General features: G+C 52.9%; 15 protein-coding genes. 12 read left to right on the forward strand and 3 right to left on the reverse strand.

Annotated features, from left to right (window positions below):
• Positions 1–410 precede the first annotated feature (410 nt).
• Positions 411–3,455, forward strand: coding sequence for a SusC/RagA family TonB-linked outer membrane protein (locus GJJ30_RS22260; RefSeq protein WP_154177404.1), 3,045 nt, complete (start codon positions 411–413; stop codon positions 3,453–3,455).
• 21 nt (positions 3,456–3,476) lie between these two features.
• A complete protein-coding gene (locus GJJ30_RS22265) occupies positions 3,477–4,916 on the forward strand; it encodes a RagB/SusD family nutrient uptake outer membrane protein (protein ID WP_154177405.1) in 1,440 nt (479 codons plus the stop codon).
• 87 nt (positions 4,917–5,003) lie between these two features.
• Here the strand turns inward: GJJ30_RS22265 and GJJ30_RS22270 are convergent, their stop codons facing one another.
• Positions 5,004–5,780 carry a hypothetical protein gene (locus tag GJJ30_RS22270; RefSeq protein WP_154177406.1) on the reverse strand — a complete coding sequence of 259 codons (777 nt, stop codon included), beginning with the start codon at positions 5,778–5,780 and terminating at the stop codon, positions 5,004–5,006.
• Between the two features lie 150 nt (positions 5,781–5,930).
• Between GJJ30_RS22270 and nhaA the strand changes: the two genes are divergently transcribed.
• From nhaA to arsN2, 5 genes are all read left to right on the forward strand, one after another.
• Positions 5,931–7,121 (forward strand): Na+/H+ antiporter NhaA, encoded by a 1,191-nt coding sequence (gene nhaA / locus GJJ30_RS22275; RefSeq protein WP_310588362.1) that lies wholly within the window; start codon positions 5,931–5,933, stop codon positions 7,119–7,121.
• An 86-nt stretch (positions 7,122–7,207) separates the two neighbouring features.
• Positions 7,208–7,534: an ArsR/SmtB family transcription factor gene (locus tag GJJ30_RS22280; RefSeq protein WP_154177408.1), complete on the forward strand. Its 327-nt coding sequence runs from the start codon at positions 7,208–7,210 to the stop codon at positions 7,532–7,534.
• A 51-nt stretch (positions 7,535–7,585) separates the two neighbouring features.
• The gene (locus GJJ30_RS22285; protein ID WP_154177409.1) at positions 7,586–8,107 is read left to right on the forward strand and encodes a DUF6428 family protein; all 522 of its coding nucleotides are present in this window, start codon (positions 7,586–7,588) and stop codon (positions 8,105–8,107) included.
• Between the two features lie 18 nt (positions 8,108–8,125).
• Complete coding sequence (locus GJJ30_RS22290) at positions 8,126–8,539, forward strand: arsenate reductase ArsC (protein WP_154177410.1); 414 nt, start codon at positions 8,126–8,128, stop codon at positions 8,537–8,539.
• 12 nt (positions 8,540–8,551) lie between these two features.
• Positions 8,552–9,001 carry an arsenic resistance N-acetyltransferase ArsN2 gene (gene arsN2, locus GJJ30_RS22295; RefSeq protein ID WP_154177411.1) on the forward strand — a complete coding sequence of 150 codons (450 nt, stop codon included), beginning with the start codon at positions 8,552–8,554 and terminating at the stop codon, positions 8,999–9,001.
• Between the two features lie 10 nt (positions 9,002–9,011).
• Here the strand turns inward: arsN2 and GJJ30_RS22300 are convergent, their stop codons facing one another.
• A complete protein-coding gene (locus GJJ30_RS22300; protein WP_154177412.1) occupies positions 9,012–10,784 on the reverse strand; it encodes an ABC transporter ATP-binding protein in 1,773 nt (590 codons plus the stop codon).
• Between the two features lie 296 nt (positions 10,785–11,080).
• Positions 11,081–13,330 carry a monovalent cation:proton antiporter family protein gene (locus tag GJJ30_RS22305; protein ID WP_154177413.1) on the reverse strand — a complete coding sequence of 750 codons (2,250 nt, stop codon included), beginning with the start codon at positions 13,328–13,330 and terminating at the stop codon, positions 11,081–11,083.
• A gap of 105 nt (positions 13,331–13,435) precedes the next feature.
• On the opposite strand from GJJ30_RS22305, the gene GJJ30_RS22310 reads away from it, so the two are divergent.
• The 5 genes from GJJ30_RS22310 to GJJ30_RS22330 all read left to right on the forward strand — a co-directional run bounded on the left by GJJ30_RS22310 (position 13,436) and on the right by GJJ30_RS22330 (position 18,143).
• Entirely contained in the window at positions 13,436–14,455 is a 1,020-nt protein-coding gene (locus GJJ30_RS22310; RefSeq protein ID WP_154177414.1) for a Gfo/Idh/MocA family protein, read from the forward strand.
• A gap of 117 nt (positions 14,456–14,572) precedes the next feature.
• Positions 14,573–15,925 (forward strand): Gfo/Idh/MocA family protein, encoded by a 1,353-nt coding sequence (locus tag GJJ30_RS22315; protein ID WP_154177415.1) that lies wholly within the window; start codon positions 14,573–14,575, stop codon positions 15,923–15,925.
• A gap of 51 nt (positions 15,926–15,976) precedes the next feature.
• The gene (locus tag GJJ30_RS22320; RefSeq protein WP_154177416.1) at positions 15,977–17,299 is read left to right on the forward strand and encodes a sugar MFS transporter; all 1,323 of its coding nucleotides are present in this window, start codon (positions 15,977–15,979) and stop codon (positions 17,297–17,299) included.
• Between the two features lie 153 nt (positions 17,300–17,452).
• Positions 17,453–17,653 (forward strand): hypothetical protein, encoded by a 201-nt coding sequence (locus tag GJJ30_RS22325; protein ID WP_154177417.1) that lies wholly within the window; start codon positions 17,453–17,455, stop codon positions 17,651–17,653.
• Positions 17,643–18,143, forward strand: a complete 501-nt coding sequence (locus GJJ30_RS22330; RefSeq protein WP_154177418.1) for a hypothetical protein — start codon at positions 17,643–17,645, stop codon at positions 18,141–18,143. Before GJJ30_RS22325 ends, GJJ30_RS22330 begins: the two co-directional genes overlap by 11 nt.
• The last annotated feature ends 168 nt before the right edge of the window (positions 18,144–18,311 follow it).

Raw genomic sequence — 18,311 nt, forward strand, 5'->3', positions numbered from 1 at the left:
GGTTTGGCAACGACACCCGAAAACCGGGTTGATCGACCGACCGAAATTAAAGAAATATCGACAGCATGTACAGCAACAGCGAGACGAGCAGCGTAATGGACCCGACTTCGGCCAGGGTGACGATGAATCTGTTTTTTCTCACGCGAATCGTTCTTTCCTTTTGGAAAGTGCAAGTTTAACGACCTCCTGTAATTCCAGGATGTTGTTTTCTGATCAAAAAAGTGGACAAAGCGTTCGGGGGTGTGAAAAACCGTTCAAAGAGGTGGACAAAGCGTTCGATTTAGATTATTCCGTCATTTTATAGGCTCCTGGCAATTATTATTGCTTCATGAAATTGAAAAATCGGCTCCTTTCTTCATTGAATTTTCGCTTGAGCCGATGGATTAACTTATCCTACTAGTCTAAATCCTATGAAAAAAAATGGTATTCATGTCGGTCGGTGGATCTGGTTCTCCTTCCTGGTTTGCCTGCAATTCCCGGCTTTGTTGATGGCGCAGCAAACCGCCCCGGTTTCCGGGAAAGTAACCGGAACCGGGGGCGATGCGATTCCCGGCGCAAACGTGGTGGTGAAAGGTACGACCACCGGAACGTCCACCGACGCGCAGGGCCGGTTTAGCCTGAACGCGCCTTCCGACGGAACGCTGGTCATTTCGTCGTTGGGGTTTGCGTCGCTGGAAGTGAATATTGGCGGTCGCAGTCAACTAACGGTGACGTTGGCGGAAGATCAGAAAGCGCTGGAAGAAGTGGTCGTGGTGGGGTACGGAACCCAGCGGAAAAGTGACGTTACGGGTTCGCTGTCGTCGGTGACTTCAAAAGACATCAAGGCCGTGCCGGTAACGGGTGTTGGGCAGGCCTTGCAGGGCCGGGCGGCCGGGGTGCAGGTGACGCAGGCTTCCAACGCGCCGGGTGGCGGGGTTACCATCCGGATTCGCGGGGGCAATTCCATCAATGCCGGAAACGAGCCGCTGTACGTGATCGACGGTTTTCCGGTGTATAACGAAAGCGGAGCCAATCTCAATCCGAACGACATCGAGTCGATGGAAATCCTGAAAGATGCGTCGGCAACGGCCATTTACGGCTCGCGGGGAGCCAACGGCGTGGTGCTGATCACGACCAAACGCGGGAAATCCGGCCAGAACCGCATTGAATTTGAGACGTATTACGGCATTCAGCAGGTGCGAAAAAAACTGCCGATGCTGAACGCGACCGAATATGCCACGCTGGTGAACGAAGCCAACACGAATGTGGGCCGCGCACCGGTTTTTACGAACGAACAAATCGCCGGTTTTGGCGCAGGAACCAACTGGCAGGATGAAATTTTTCGGAAAGCGCCGATTCAGAATTATCAGTTGACGGCTTCAGGCGGTTCGGACAAAACGCGGTATGCGGTTTCGGCCAACTACCTGAATCAGCAGGGAATTATCATCAATTCGAAATACGACCGGGCGTCGTTTCGATTCAATTTCGACCACAAGATCAACGACCGTTTCAACATCGGTACCAGCCTGAATGTAATCCGCAGCCGCAACAATGCCGTTCCGACGGATGCCGATGGCGGTTCGAGCGGAACGGTTGTCTACAGCGCGCTGAATTTCTCGCCCACCCAACCGGTTTACAATCCGGACGGCACGCTGGTGGTGTTCAACACGCCTGGGCGCATCCAGATTGGCAGTCCGGTGGCGCAGGCACTGGGAACGTATAACCTCACCGTTGGTACGCGGATGATCGGAAGCGTCTTTGCCGATTACAAAATCATTCCCGGTTTGACGTTCCGGACGAGTTTCGGTGCGGATGTAAATTACTCCAAACGCAGCCTGTATCTGTCGCGGAATACCGCAACGGGAACGCAATTGAGCGGGCAGGCGTCGATCATCAATAACCAGTCGTCGACCTGGCTGAACGAAAATACGCTGACGTATAACAAGACTTTCGGTAACGTCCACAACCTGACGTTGCTGGCGGGCTACACTATGCAGGGAAACCGGTATGAAAGCGTGGAGGCCCGTTCGCAGGGGTTTGCCAACGACATTCTGACGTATGAAAACCTGGGCTCGGCGTCGACGGCGCTGGTTCCGGCCTCGTCGGCCAGTAACTGGCAGCTTAACTCCTACATCGGTCGGGCGAATTATGATTATTCCGGTAAATACCTGCTCACGGCAACGGTTCGGGCCGATGGTTCATCGCGGTTTGGAGCCAGCAACAAGTGGGCGGTATTTCCCTCGGCTTCGGTGGCCTGGCGGTTGTCGGAAGAGGATTTTCTGAAAGGAAACCGGGTCGTCAACGACCTGAAGCTGCGGGTGAGCTACGGCTTGAGCGGCAATCAGGAAATCACGCAGTATCAATCACTCGCGACGTTGGGCACACAAAACGCCAATTTCAACAACACCGTAGTGATCGGCATCGGGCCGTCGCGCGTGGCCAATCCTGATCTGCGCTGGGAAACCACGGCGCAGGCCGATGTGGGGATCGACGTTGGTTTGCTGAGCAACCGCATCACGCTGACGGCGGATTATTACAACAAGAAAACCACCGATCTGCTGCTGTCGGTGCCGCTGCCGTACGTTTCGGGGTACGCGTCGGCACTGCAAAATCTGGGCAGTATCCGCAACCAGGGGTTTGAATTGGGCATCAATTCGACGAATGTAAACGGCGCTTTCAAGTGGACGACGGCGTTCAACATTGCCGCCAACCGCAACAAAGTGCTCAATCTGGGCGATCAGACGGAGTTTGCGTCGGGCGATGCCAGTGGGCATTTACAGCTCCCGAACTCGGGCCTGGTGCGGGTCGGCGAGCAGATTGGGTTGTTCTACGGCTACCAGTCGAGCGGTATTTTCCAGACGCAGGCCGAAGTCGATGGCTCGGCGCAGAAAACCGCTAAACCCGGCGACCGGCGTTACGTAGACCAAAACGGCGACGGCGCGATCAACGCCAGCGATCGCGTGATTCTGGGTTACGCCCAGCCAAAATTTTTCGGTGGTCTGACCAATACGTTTTCTTACAAAGGTGTGGAACTGAGCATCTTCATGCAGGGAACCTCGGGAAACAGCATTTTTAATATCAACCGGTTTGAGCAGGAATCGCTGACCGGCGTGAGCAACCAGTCGGCGGAAACGCTGAATCGCTGGACACCGACGAATCCGAGCAACACCATTCCGCGCGCCAATGCCGTCGGCAATGCCTACGTGCTGTCGAGTCGTCAGATTGAAGATGGCTCGTATCTGCGGGTGAAAAACATCAATTTGTCGTACACGCTGCCGTCGGCGCTGGTGAGTAAGGCAAAGCTGTACAACGTGAAAGTGTACGTCAGCGCGCAGAACTGGATTACGTTCACGAACTACAGCGGTTTTGATCCCGAAGTAAACCGGTTTGGGCAAAGCACGCTGAGCCAGGGGAGCGATTACGGAAGCTACCCGGGCAATAAAATGATTCTCGCCGGGCTGAACATTGGACTCTAACCTATGAGATTACAGCACTTTATGAAAACGAATCGAATTCTATTAATGGCCGCACTGGCACTGGGGCTGGGGGCCTGTTCGCTGGAAGAAACACCCCCGTCGTCGCTGGCTCCGGTCAATTTTTACACGAATGCGAACGATGCTACGGCGGCCGTCAATGCGGTTTATGATATCGCCAATCAGGTGGGCGATCAGAGCCGGAATTTCATCATCATGGGCGATTTGCCGTCGGATGATATGGACCCGCTGCTGAACAACGCCGACCGGGTGCAACTCTGGAGTTTCCAGACCATTGCCACGAATAGCGTGGTGGCGCAAACCTGGCAGGTGATTTATCAGGGCATCAACCGCGCCAACACCGCCATCGACCGGATTCCGGGGATTACGATGGACGAGACGCTGAAAAAACGCCTGGTTGGTGAAGCGAAATTCCTGCGGGCCTACTACTATTTCTACCTCGTGCGCTGGTACGGCGGGGTGCCGCTGATGCTGACCGAAACCCAGTCGCTGAGTGCCGGGAAGGATGTGGCCCGGGCGAGCGCCGATGAAGTTTATGCACAGATTATCAAGGATTTGACGGAAGCCGAAACCGCATTGCCGGACAAGTTTGCCGGTGCTGATCTGGGACGCGTAACGGCCGGAGCCGCCAAAGCAATGCTGGCGCGGGTGTTCCTGACCCGCAAGGACTTTCCGAACGCCCGCACCAAAGCCAAAGAGGTGATCGATAATGCCGCCAAATACGGGTACGGGTTGTTCGACAAATACATCGACGTGTTCGCGATTTCGAATAAAAACGGCAAGGAGTCGGTTTTCGAGATTCAGTTTGTCGGCAATGGCAGCGGGCAGGGCAGCGGGATGGTAACCTACTTTGCACCCGAAAATTCACCGATTACCGGACGCGGTTTTGGGTCGTTCATTCCGACGATGGATTTGTACAACAGCTTCAAAACCGGTGACAAACGCAGGGAACTGTTCATCAATTCGTACGTCGATGGCGCCGGAAAAACTGTCAATACATTCCAGCATTTCAATAAATACGTCGATCCGTCGGCCAAAGCGTTCGGCGATGCGAACAACAATTTTCCAATCATTCGCTACGCCGATGTGCTGATGATGTTTGCCGAAGCCGAGAACGAAATCAGCGGCCCCACGGCTGCGGCTCTGGATGCGATCAACCCCGTTCGTCGCCGGGCGTTCGGTTTTCCGTTGACCGGAGCTTCATCCGTCGACTTCACGGCGGCTTTGACGAAGGACGCTTTCCGGCAGGCCATCTGGGACGAACGGCGCTGGGAGTTCAACGCCGAAGGCCACCGCTGGTTTGATCTGGTTCGGACCGATCGGCTGGTGCCCCTGCTGAAGGCGAAGGGCAAAACCAACATCACCGATACGCACAAGCTGTATCCGATTCCGCAGCGCGAACGCGATCTGAACCCGAACCTGACGCAGAATCCGGGGTATTAAATTTTGAAATGGAATATGAGAAATGGAAAAGTGTCTGGCAATCCGGCCACTTTTCCATTTCTCATTTTCCATTCAAAAGCTCTCCTTTCAAAACGAATAACTCACGCCTTTCGGCAACGCTTCCACGGCCAGTTTCATCCACGTTCCGTTGATCTTGATGACGACGATATTATTGTCTTTGTCGTAAAAGATTGTGCCGTTTTCGCTGTTTTTTAGTTCCTGATAATTGACATGCTTCGCATCTTCCGCGTAGTTGGTTTCCGCGTCGGCGACCGGTTTTTCCGCCAGAATATTGTCGCGCCCGATATTTCCCAGCGTCAGGGCATTGGTCATTTTGAGCGAACCATAAAAAATCGCTTTATCCCGGCTGAACAGAAAGGAGTGCTGCCGAACATCCGAGCCGATTTTAAACCAGTTGTAAGCCGGTTCGGCGTGTGTATACACCGTGCTGTAATAATAAAGTTCGGCGACCGGTTTTTCTTCTTCGGTGTGTTTATTCACCAGCATCGTGATGCGTGATTTGTCGTCTTTGGCATAGCCTTCAAACAAGTGATAGCCCCAGCGTTTGCGGTTTCGCTCGTTTTCATTGCCGCGCACTTGGATCATAAACGGCGTACTTAAAATCCCGTTGACAGTGGTATACATCGGCGTGAGTTGCGGGTTAAATCCAAAATGATAGCCGCGTTCTTTCCAGCGGTTCCAACTCGTATCGACATCCGACGAAAGCTCCAGCCGATTGAACGGCGATTGGGGCGAACCTGGAAATAATTTCAAATAATTGGTGCTAATCGGCGTCGGGGAAACTTGGGCATTGGCCGGTACGATCAGTATAACAAGGCCGAAAAATAGAAGTGCGGTTTTCATGCGGAATGAGAAATGGATTAGGTTTTCTGGGGAATGCTGCAAAGTAAATGCAAATCGGCAGGTTCTAACGACCGGTTTTTATTTCCAATTGCCCAGCCGAAAAATACGGGTTTCTGCTTACTATTGCGTTCGAATCAACACCGGAACGAAGTGAAAAGAACTCTTATCAGGCTCTTTCAGGAATTTTTCCGATCAAGCTCCGTCGGTGGAATCATTCTCTTTTTGTGCGTCATCCTTTCGCTGCTGATCGCCAATTCGTCATCAGGTACGGCTTTTGAAAACCTGCTGGCCGTGCCGCTCGGGTTTTCCGTTTCGGGCGTAGATTTAAGCTATCCGGTGCTGATCTGGATCAACGACGGGCTGATGGCGGTTTTCTTCCTGCTGGTCGGGCTGGAAATCAAGCGGGAACTGATCGAAGGCGAACTGGCGTCCGTCAAAAAAGCCGCTTTGCCGATTCTGGCGGCTTTGGGGGGCGTTCTGGTTCCGGCCCTGATTTATTTTCTGTTCAACAAAAATACCGAAACCGCGGGTGGTTGGGGCATTCCGATGGCGACCGATATTGCGTTTGCGCTGGCCGTGATCACGCTGCTTGGCGACCGGGTTCCGGCTTCGCTGAAGATTTTTCTGGCGGCTCTGGCCATTGTCGACGATCTGGCAGCTATTGTCGTGATTGCCGTTTTTTATTCGACAGAACTGCACACCAATTACCTGGCTTACGCGAGTGTGACCTTCCTCGGGCTCCTGATTATCAATCGGATGGGAGTGAAAAGCCTGGTTTTTTACCTGATTCCGGGTCTGTTTATCTGGTACTTTATTCACCATTCGGGCATCCATGCCACCATCGCCGGGGTGCTGACCGCCCTGACCATTCCGACGACGCCCGACGATACCGAGTCTTCGCTGGAAAAACTGGAACATGTGCTGATAAAACCGGTCCATTTTGTCATCATGCCGGTTTTTGCGTTGGCGAACACCAACATCCGGTTCGAGTCAGGCATGGTTGACGGCTTGACGACCCCGCTCGGGTTTGGAATCATTGCCGGATTGGTAATTGGAAAACCGCTTGGTATTTCCCTCTTTTCCTGGCTGTCGGTCAAAGCCGGTTGGTGTGTGTTGCCGGAAGGCGCCCGCTGGCCCCATATGATCGGTTTAGGAATTCTGGGCGGAATTGGTTTTACCATGTCGATTTTCATCGCGCTTTTGTCGTTCCCTGACCTACCTGCTATTTCCGCAAAAGCAAAATTTGCCGTTCTCACCGGATCGGTTCTGGCCGGATTGCTGGGCTATGCGGTTTTGAAAGCCGTGAGCCGAAAACCGGGTTTTGAAATGGAGGAAATTTAGTTAATGACTTTATCGCGCATTCAAAAATCTTTAAAACAAATCAATCGTAATATTGCGATTGATTTGAAAATTAGTACATTTGCGACATGGGGGTTACCAAAACCGAGATATTTTCAGAACAGCAAAACCGCCTGGCGGATCTGGCAAAGGCTTTCGCGCATCCCGCCCGGGTCGCAATTCTGCAATTACTGATCGCCAAAAAAGCCTGCGTTTGCGGTGATCTGGTGGACGAATTGCCCTTGGCGCAGCCAACCGTTTCGCAGCATTTGAAAGAACTGAAACGCATCGGCATCATCAAAGGCGAGATCGATCCGCCCCGCGTGTGCTACTGCATCAACGAAGCCGTTTGGGAGGAAGCCCGGCAAAGCTTTGGAACCCTACTGGATTCGTTTGTAACCGCAGGCTGCTGTTAAAACCCCTGCGGCTTTTTTTTACCTTTATTCATCGTAATATTACATTAAACCATGCAACATTCAGACTCCGTCAACTGGCAGGATTTTAAGCAAATTCTGGTTGACAACCCGGACAAACACCTGCAATTTGAATACGCCGAAGGGCGGTTTGTCGATGATTCGTTTCACATTACCGAAATCAAACAGGCCCCGATCGTTTCGGTCGATTGCGGGGGGCAGATGAACAGCTGGACCGAGGTCATTGTGCAGCTTTGGGAGCCCGCCCAACGCGAAACCGAGCGGTCGATGAAAGTCAGCAAGGCCCTGTCGATCATCAACCGGGTCGAAAAGTCGTTGCTGCTGAATCCATTGGCGACGGTGAAAATTGAATTTGGAAATTCCCGCTTCGATACGCGCCAGCTTTACCCCGACGAATTTAGGACCGATGGCGAAACCTTCACCGTAACATTGACGCCGGATTTTACGCAGTGCAAAGCCCGGAACCGGGACCAGAGTTGCGGAGTTCCTACGAAAGAAACCGCCTATGCTGCCGTTGCGTCGTCCTGCTGTGCGCCCGGATCAGGAAGGTGTTAAGCCTTTAATCAGTCTGTTATGAAAAATATTCTGGTACTTTGTACGGGAAATTCCGCCCGCTCGCAACTGGCGCAGGGTTATCTTCAGCATTTTGCCGGAAACCGGGCCGAGGTCTACAGCGCCGGAGTCGATCCGAAAGGCGTCAATCCGCTGGCGATTCAGGTGATGGCCGAAGATGGAATCGATATTTCGCAGCACACGTCCAATCACGTCAACGAATATGCGACGATTCCGTTTGACTTTGTGATTACGGTTTGCGATCATGCCCGGGAGCAATGCCCGGTTTTTCCGTCAACCGCGCAGCGGTTTCATCGGAGCTTTACCGACCCGGGGCAGGAACCGGGTGTTGATGCGCTGACTTCCTTTCGGCGGGTACGCGACGAGATCAAAGCGTTCAGCCGACAGTTTTTGGAAACCCATTTACCCAACTAACACTGAAATCAGATGGCTGTCTGGATCGAAACCGCCCGTTCGGAAAACCGGGAAGCCCTTCTTTTCCTGCTGGAACAGGCTCATTTGCTGACCGATGATTTGCCGCCCGAACTTTCCGATTTCATTATAGCGAAAAACTCCGATGCAATCATCGGAATTGCCGGACTGGAACGCTTTGGCTCTGTGGCTTTGCTACGATCTGTAGCCGTCGATCCGCAGCATCAGGGCAAACGAATTGGTCAGCAGCTTGTAAACCGCTTGCTGGAAACCGCCCAGGCAACTGGCTTGACTGACGTGTATTTGATGACGACGGGCGCCGGTGCTTATTTCGAACGCTACGGTTTTCAATCCGTTGATCGTCAGAGCGTACCGATGGTCATTCAACGGACCCGGCAGTTCAGCGAATTATGTCCTTCCTCAGCGGTCGTCATGAAGAAGATGCTGAAGTCGAACGACGTGTAGGCGGTTTTCATCAAACCGCAGCCATTTCCTTCCGTTCGCCAATCTGTTGTCGCCACATGGCGTAATACAGGCCTTTTTGCAACAGCAAATCGGCATGGCGCCCCTGCTCGGCGATGTGCCCTTTTTCCAGGACAAAAATCCGGTCGGCGTGCAGAATCGTGCTCAGGCGGTGGGCAATCAGAATGGTGATGTGCTGCCGCGAACCCGAAAGCTGACGAACGGTTTTGCCGATTTCTTCCTCCGTCAGCGAGTCGAGCGCAGAGGTCGCTTCGTCGAACACCAGCAGCGTCGGGCGACGCAGCAACGCCCGGGCGATGCTCAGCCGCTGTTTTTCGCCCCCCGAAACTTTCACCCCGCCTTCGCCGATCACCGTATCGAGCCCCTGGGGAGCGCGGTTCAGGAGCGAATCGGCCGCGGCTTGGTGGAGCGCCATGAGGCATTCCGCATCGGTGGCATTCGGGGCTACAAACCGCAGGTTTTCGCGAATCGTGCCCGCAAAAAGCTGCGTGTCCTGCGTCACAAAACCGATTTGTTCGCGCAGTTCGTCCAGATCAACGGCCGAACCCGGAATGTCGTTGTACAGAATCTGACCCGAAAGCGGGGGATACAAACCAACCAGCAGCTTCACGAGAGTTGTTTTTCCGGAACCGGAAGGGCCCACAAAGGCAATGGTTTCGCCCAGTTTGACGTCGAACGAAATGCCGTCGAGCGCCGGATTGTCGGCCGACAGGTGCTTGAAACGAACCTCTTCAAACGCCAGCGTCTCAATCTTTTGAACCGGGATGGGATGCGCCGGTTTGACGTCGCGGGGCGTGTCGAGAATCTGCTGGAAATTAGCCAGCGACGCTTCCGTTTCGCGGTAAATATTGATGATGTTTCCCAGTTCCTGCAGCGGCCCGAAAATGGCGAAGGAGTAGATAAACAACGAGAAAAATTCGCCGACCGTAATGCGTCCCTGCACCACCAGAAACAGCATGAGCAGCATGATGGCGTTCCGCAGCAAATTCACAAATGTGCCCTGCACGAACGACAGTGATCGGACGTAACGCACCTTTTTGAGTTCCAGCCGCAGGATTTTTTCGGTCGTCGCGTTCAGCCGGGCGGTTTCCTGCTGGGCCAGTCCGAGGCTTTTGACGAGTTCGATGTTCCGCAGGCTTTCGGTGGTGGAACCGGCCAGTGCGGTGGTTTCGGCGACGATGTTTTTCTGAACTACCTTGATCTTTTTACTTAAGAGCGAACTAACGAAACCGAGCAGTGGAATGGTCAGAAAATAGACGGGCGCGATCGGCCAGTAAACCGTGCTGGCGTACCACATCACGAACACAATCCCGACGATGGACGTAAACAGCACGTTGACAAACGATTGAATGAGTTTTTCGACGTCGGTCCGGACTTTCTGGAGTTTGCCGAGCGTTTCGCCAGATCGCTGGTCTTCAAACACCTGGTAAGGCAAATCGAGCGAATGCCGCAACCCGTCGGAATACAGCCGGGCGCCGAGCCGCTGAGTGATGACGTTGACGTAATAATCCTGAAAGTTTTTCGCAATCCGGCTGACCATCGCCACGCCTAGTGCCTGCAGGATCAGCAGACCGGCGCCGTCGCTCAGGAAGCTTCCGAAATCGAGCCGCTGGATGGCCGAACCCGGTTTGACGACGTACTGGTCGATGATTTTGCGAAAAATATACGGGTCGAGCAGGGAAAAAATCTGGTTGATGGCCGCCAGCAGCAGCGCCAGAATCAGGAGTGGCCAGAAGCTGCGTAAATAGCTGTAAAGTAATTTCATAAATAATGAGTGGGATTTTTGCTAATTCCGAATAATCGGGTAAAGATTAATTTAAAATCAGCCCACGGTTTCAACCATGGGATTTTGGCAAAGAAAACACGGAGCTGACAACCGTTTTAACGGTTTTGAGAATCCTAAACCGTTAAAACGGTTTCCATAAATTTCCGGTTTACGTGTGTTCCCACGGTTAAAACCGTGGGCTGTAAGCATTTGCCAAGCCATCATTTTGGCTGGTTTAGGTTTTCAGCTCGAACGAGTTAATACTGAAACCAACGACTGGCTTTCAAACCGTAAACTTATTTAACCGCCCGCAACCGGTTTTCGCGCTGGAATTCTTTAATGAGCTTGGTGTTGCCAGCTAACCAGATAACATCGCCCGCCAGAAAAAAAGTCGTTGAATCCGGATTTAAAATTCGCGTTCCCTTGCGTTCGATGCCGACAATCAGGCCCTGGGTTTTTTCGCGGATACCGGAGTTACGAATGCTCTGGTCGATGAACGGAAACGACTCATCGACGGCCATTTTCTGGAGCGAGATTTCCTGCGGAGGTGTAGACGGCGCTTTTTCCTTCGTTTGGGTTTCGATCAAACTAATAAAGTGTTCCAACTGCTGATCAGTTCCAATGACGGCAATTTTATCGCCCGGAAATAAGCGTTCATCGCGGCCCGGTACCAGCATCGTCATGCTGCCCCGCGCAATGGAGATGACGTTGACGCCGTATTTTTCGCGCAGCGCCAGCTCGAAAAGCGTAAAACCGGCCCCCGGCGATTCGGCGCTGACTTCGAAATAGGACAAGTGAGCGTCCCAGGGCAGCAGATTCCGGCCCATGCGGTTTTCCTGGTAAATCTGGCGGGAGTTCAGATTGAACAAAAACCGCTTTTCGATCAGGTCGTAAATAAACGGCAGCCGTTTTCCCACCACCAGCCAGATGCCGCCCGCGATCACCAGCACAAAAAGCAGCAGGCTGACCGAGAAAAACTGTTGCAGAAATAGCAGAATAAGCCCCAGGCCGAGCAGGCCGCGGGTCACGGCCAGCGTGACGAGCGGCCCCCGGTACGACTTCCGTTCGGTCCAGAGCCGGGTGTAAACCGGTCGGTTGATGCGCTTCAACACCAGTGCCCAGAGGAAGGGCGTCATGAGGAAAAACGACAGAAAACCGGCCAGAATGCCGTCGTACGGTTTGCCGACGACTTCCGCCGTAATGATCGGCAGCAGCCATTTCGACGAAATCAGGATAATGCCCAGAATGACCGCCGTGTTGACAATCATGATCTGGAGGTGTTCGCGCACCAGTTGGTACCAGTCGCTCACGCTGCCGATCGTTTGGGCTCCTGAACTGTAACTGGTTAAAAATAAGCGCGTTCTGGGGCTTAGTCTGCTTTCCACCCAGGTGCAGATCGAACCGGAAGCCCGGATCATGTAGGGCGTGGTGAACGCCGTCAGGGCCGAAACGCCGACGGCGATGGGGTACAGAAAACCGCTGGTTACTTTCAGATTCAGCCCCAGCGCGGCAATGATGAACGAAAACTCCCCGATTTGTGCCAGACTCATGCCGGTTTGGATGGATTGTTTCAACGGCTGGCCCACGATGAGGGCTCCGAGCGTGACGTTGACCGCTTTTCCGAGAATGACGACCACCGTGATGATGGCAATCGGGCCGGCATATTGGACCAGCAGGGCCGGGTCGATCAGCATGCCGACCGAGACGAAAAAAACCGCCCCGAACAGGTCTTTGATGGACGTCAGCAGAATTTCGATGCGTTCGGCGTAAATGGTTCCGGCCAGAATGGAACCCATGATGAACGCGCCCAGAGCCGGAGAAAAACCGACGCTGGTGGCGAAAACGACCATCAGCAGGCACAGGGCCAGCGAAATGATCAGCAGGGTTTCGTCGGTGATGAATTTCCGGCTGCTGCGCAGGAGGGAGGGGACGAGAAAAATGCCGCCCAGAAACCAGATGACCAGAAAGAAACCGAGTTTCATGATGGCCACCAGCATTTCAGCGCTGAAAAACTGCTTGCTGACGGCCAGGGTCGAAAGCAGAACGAGTAATAAAACCGCTACGATGTCTTCAATGACTAAAACGCCGAACACAATTCCGGCAAATTGCTGGGTTTTGATGCCCAGTTCGTCGAATGCGCGGATGATGATGGTGGTGGACGAAATGCTGACGATCCCGCCCAGAAAAATGCTGTCCATCGTCGACCAGCCCAGCGCCCTGCCGGTCAGGTAGCCGAGGAGCACCATCGCCGTAATTTCGAAGGCGCCCGTCATGGAAGCCGTTCCGCCGACTTTGACGAGTTTTTTGATGTTAAATTCGAGTCCGAGGTTGAACAACAGCACAATGACGCCAATGTCGGCCCAGATGCGGATGGTTTCCGGGTCGGAAATGGTTGGGAATACTGAAAACTTTGGCCCTACGAGCACTCCGGCCAGAATGTAACCCAGAACGAGGGGTTGTTTAAGCCATTTGAAAAGAAGTGTCGTGACGGCTGCAGTTCCCAAAATAATAGCAAGATCAATGATCAGGTTGGGTAAATGAGCCATATATAGAAAAAATCGTATTTTTTATCGACTTCCAGTTGCAAGAAGCGACAGATAACACGAATTTGTGGATTCTTACAATAATACGACCTTTTTAACCCTAATCGGATGGACCAAACGCATAACCGTCGAAAATTTCTCAGTATTGCCGCCACAACCGGACTCAGTCTCAGCCTGCCGCGAACCCTCTTTTCAATGCCGAATCCGGCTCCCGTAGCCGATGGAAAACGGGTCGGAATTATCGGCCTGGACACCTCACACAGTACTGCTTTCACCAAAGAACTGAACAGTCCGACGGCTGGCCCCGAACTGGATGGCTACCGCGTGGTGGCGGCCTATCCGAAAGGCAGCAACGACATCGAGTCCAGCACCAGCCGGGTGGCGGGGTATACGGAAGAGGTTAAAAAACTGGGCGTTGAGATCGTCAATTCGATCGACGAACTGCTGAGCAAAGTAGACGTGGTGTTACTGGAAACCAACGACGGTCGTTTGCACCGCGAACAGGCGTTGAAGGTATTTAAAGCCGGAAAACGGGTTTTTATCGATAAACCGATTGCGGCTTCGCTGGCCGACGTGAAAGCCATTTTTGATGCTGCCAAAAAGGCCAATGTGCCGACGTTTTCGGCTTCGTCGCTGCGGTACATGACCAGCGCGCAGGACATTGCGCAGGGAAAAACCGTCGGAAAGGTGCTGGGGGCCGACACGTTCAGTCCGTCTCCGATCGAGAAAACGCACCCCGATCTGTTCTGGTACGGCATCCACGGCGTCGAAACGCTCTTTACGGTGATGGGGCCGGGCTGCAAGCAGGTGAGCCGGACGCACACGAAAGACACGGATGTGGTGGTGGGCATCTGGAACGACGACCGGGTCGGAACGTTCCGCGGGATTCGGGCGGGAAAAACCGGTTACGGCGGAACGGCTTACGGCGAAAAAGGCATCGCTCCGATTGGCCCCTACGAAGGTTACAAAGCCCTTCTGGTGCAAATTGTAGAATTTTTCAAAACCGGTAAACCGCCGGTCAGTCCCGAGGAAACGCTGGAAATTTTTGCCTTTATGGAAGCCGCCGAAGAAAGCAAACGCAAAGGCGGAGCCACCGTGACACTGGAAAGTGTGCTGAAAAAAGTTTAATAAATACGCCCCTAAATCCCCTAAAGGGGACTTTCTAAATCTGGATATTCCGTGTCCAAGTCCCCTTTAGGGGATTTAGGGGTAAAAGCAAGATTCTGACTACTAACCCCTAAATCCATGCAATCATCGAATAAGTCCCGCCGGGAATTCATCAAAAAAACCGTAGCCGGTACCACCGCGCTGTCGCTGGGCGGTATTTTGCCCGGTTTCAGTCCGAAAAGTTACGGTAATATTCTGGGTGCTAACGAGCGAATCAAGGTGGCCGTGATGGGCGTCAATTCGCGCGGTTTTGCGCTGGCGAGCAACTTCGCACTTCAGAAAAACTGCGAGGTGATTCACATCTGTGACGTGGATTCGCGCGCGGCCGATAAAGCCATTGCAACCGTGGCAGACCTGCAAAAAAGCCGCCCGAAAGCCACCCCTGATTTTCGGAATGCGCTGGAAGACAAGGACCTGGAAGCGATGGTGGTGGCCACGCCCGACCACTGGCACGCCCCGGCGGCTATTCTGGCCTGCAAAGCCGGAAAGCACGTTTACGTCGAAAAACCGTGCAGCCACAATCCGAACGAAGGCGAATTGCTGATGGCGGCCACCGAAAAATACAAACGCGTGGTGCAGATGGGCAACCAGCGCCGGTCGTGGCCGAACGTCGCCAAAGGCATTAAGGAAGTTCAGGACGGAATTATTGGTCGACCGTATTTCGCTAAGGGTTGGTACACTAACAACCGGGCGTCGATCGGCATTGGCAAGGAAGCGCCCGTACCATCATGGCTGAATTACGAGTTGTGGCAGGGACCCGCCCCGCGCCGACCCTTCAAAGACAACCTGCTGCACTACAACTGGCACTGGTTCTGGCACTGGGGAACGGGCGAAGCGCTCAACAACGGCACCCACATGGTCGACCTGATGCGCTGGGGGCTGGGCGTCGAATTCCCGACACGGGTTTCCTCCGCCGGGGGGCGTTACCGGTACAAAGACGATTGGGAAACGCCGGATACTCAGGTGATTACGCTGGAATTCGACAATAACACCAGCATTGCTTGGGAAGGGCGAAGCTGCAACGGGCGTACTGTCGAAGACAATAGCGTGGGTGTGGTTTTTTACGGCGACACCGGTTCTGTGACCATCGAAAGTGGCAATACTTACAAAGTCTACGATCTGCAGAACAAACTGGTGAAAGAAGCCAAAAACGACTTTGTAGTCGACCCGCGCGACCGGATGAATCCGTCGCAGGCGCTGGATGCGATCCACATTCAGAATTTCTTCGACGCGATTCGCAAAGGCACGCCGTTGGTTGCCGACATCAAGGGTGGTCACCAGAGCACGCTGTTGTGTCAGTTGGGTAACATCGCCCTCCGGACCGGCGAAACCCTGAACATCGACCCGAGCAACGGCCACATCAAGAATAAGGGCGTCATGAAAAAATACTGGAAACGGGAATATCAATCCGGCTGGGAACCAACGGTTTAATGATTCTTCTTTGCACTCAATTACTCATTCGCTCAATCACTCAATAAATTGATGAAAGCAACACTGGCGGCCGTCGATGTCAGCGCCTTAAGCAAGCGGGATACGCTCATTTCCATCCTGATCATCGGACTGTTATTCTTTATTTTTGGTTTTGTTACCTGGGTCAACGCCATTCTGATTCCGTATTTCAAAATTGCCTGCGAACTCAGTAATTTCCAGTCGTACCTGGTCACGTTTGCGTTTTACATTTCGTATTTCGTGATGTCGGTGCCGTCGTCGTACCTGCTGAAACGCACCGGTTTTAAAAAAGGTATGATGGTTGGTTTCTGGATTATGGCGGTGGGTGCGTTCATTTTCGTGCCCGCAGCCCTGACCCGGACCTACGAAATTTTCCTGCTGGGTTTGTTCATGATCGGCGTCGGACTGGCGGTTTTGCAAACGGCGGCCAACCCGTTCATTACCATTCTGGGGCCACAGGAACGGGCCGCGCAGCGGATCAGCATCATGGGCATTTGCAACAAGGGCGCGGGCGTATTGGCCCCGATTCTGTTTGCCGCCGTGATTCTGCGGGCCACCGACACCGACCTGTTCGCCCAACTGCCGACCATGTCCGCCGTGGAGCGGAGTGCCGCACTGGACGCGCTGGTTCGGCGGGTGATCATGCCGTATTCGCTGATGGGCTGCGTGCTGATCGGGCTGGGGTTGATGGTGCGGTTTTCGCCCTTGCCGGAAATCAACACCGAGCAGGAAACCGCCGAAGTCGCAGCCGCCAATTCCGGGAAAACCTCGATTTTCCAGTTCCCGCACCTGATTCTGGGCGCAGTCGCCATTTTCCTGCACGTCGGCAGTCAGGTCATTGCCGTTGATACGGTGATTGGGTACGCCAACTCCATGGGAATCAGCCTGCTGGAAGCCAAGACGTTTCCGGCCTACACGCTGACGGCCACGATTTGCGGCTATATTCTGGGCATTTCGCTGATCCCAAAAACCATCAGCCAGGTGACGGCTTTCCGGTTTTGTACGATTCTGGGGGCGGTTTTGACGCTGCTGATCATTTACACCAGCGGACCGATCACGCTTCTGGGCCATTACGCCGACCGTTCAATCTGGTTTGTCGTGTTGCTGGGTCTGGCGAATTCGCTGGTCTGGGCGGGCATCTGGCCGCTGGCGCTCGACGGTCTGGGCCGGTTCACGAAACTTGGCGCGGCCATCCTGATCATGGGGCTTTCCGGCAACGCGATCCTCCCGCTTTTCTACGGCCACTACGCCGATGCCTATGGTGTCAAAACCGCCTATTGGGTGTTGTTTCCGTGTTATGTGTATCTAATGTTTTATGCGTTTTGGGGGCATAAGGTGAGACGGTGGGTAGGGTGAAGTTCATCAATTAAATTACATCCGGCTCTAGTAAACCGGATGTAATTTGATAGCCTAAATCTTGAAAATCAGCACCCTGGGCGATAGCCTTTGCTTTTTTGCACCCTATTTGTATCTTCCTGTGTTATTATAGCAATACAAGTCATTGGAATCATGAATGAGCTAACCAAATATGATAGCATTCAGGAGTTGAAAGCCACCGCAAAGCCTATCGACCTGACTTCTGCCAAAGCGAAGGAGCGTCATGATCGGTTTGAACGCTTTATTAACTCTTTGAAAGGGAGCGATGTCAAGGATGTGTCGCCGTTACGGAACAAAACGTCTGTAAATAAGGATACTGCCTATGGCCTATGACGATTCTGATCACAATATATTCGAGATATTTAAGCGGAATAAGGTTGAATATATGGTTGTTGGGGGCTTTGCAGTGTCGTATTATGGAGATTACAGGAAATCAGTAAATCAGGAAGGAAAAATTGTTGACAAACCAGATTTAGATTTCTGGTATAATCCAAGCTATGTGAACTATTACCGGTTGCTTGATGCTTTACAGGAGTTGGGTAGAGACGTAGCGAAATATAAAGAAGAAGCCTCCCCCGATCCCAAACGATCCGTTTTCAAATACGAATTTGACGATTACACACTTGATATCCTGCCAGGCATCAAAGCGCCACTAAAATTCTCGGAAGCTTATGCCAGAAGAAAAGTTATTGAAAGCAACGGAATTGAAATTTCATTTATCAGCTTTGACGATTTAATCAAGGATAAGCAAGCACTGGGAAGGCAAAAGGATTTTGATGATATCGAGAATTTGAGGAAGAATAACCCGTCCAAAACTTCCTAGGAAGAATTCAGCACAACTGTGAATCAACTGGTTGCAAGCTTACTTCAATTTTTTGAGAAGGCGCATAGTAGCGGGATACAAACAGCATTCCAACCGGGCCGCTCCGGCCCACTTTTCAATTATTCCCGTTGCGCGAAGGGATAATTGGCGGAAATTATATACATTGGC

It is taken from the genome of Larkinella terrae, assembly GCF_009668025.1.
GTDB lineage: Bacteria > Bacteroidota > Bacteroidia > Cytophagales > Spirosomataceae > Larkinella > Larkinella terrae.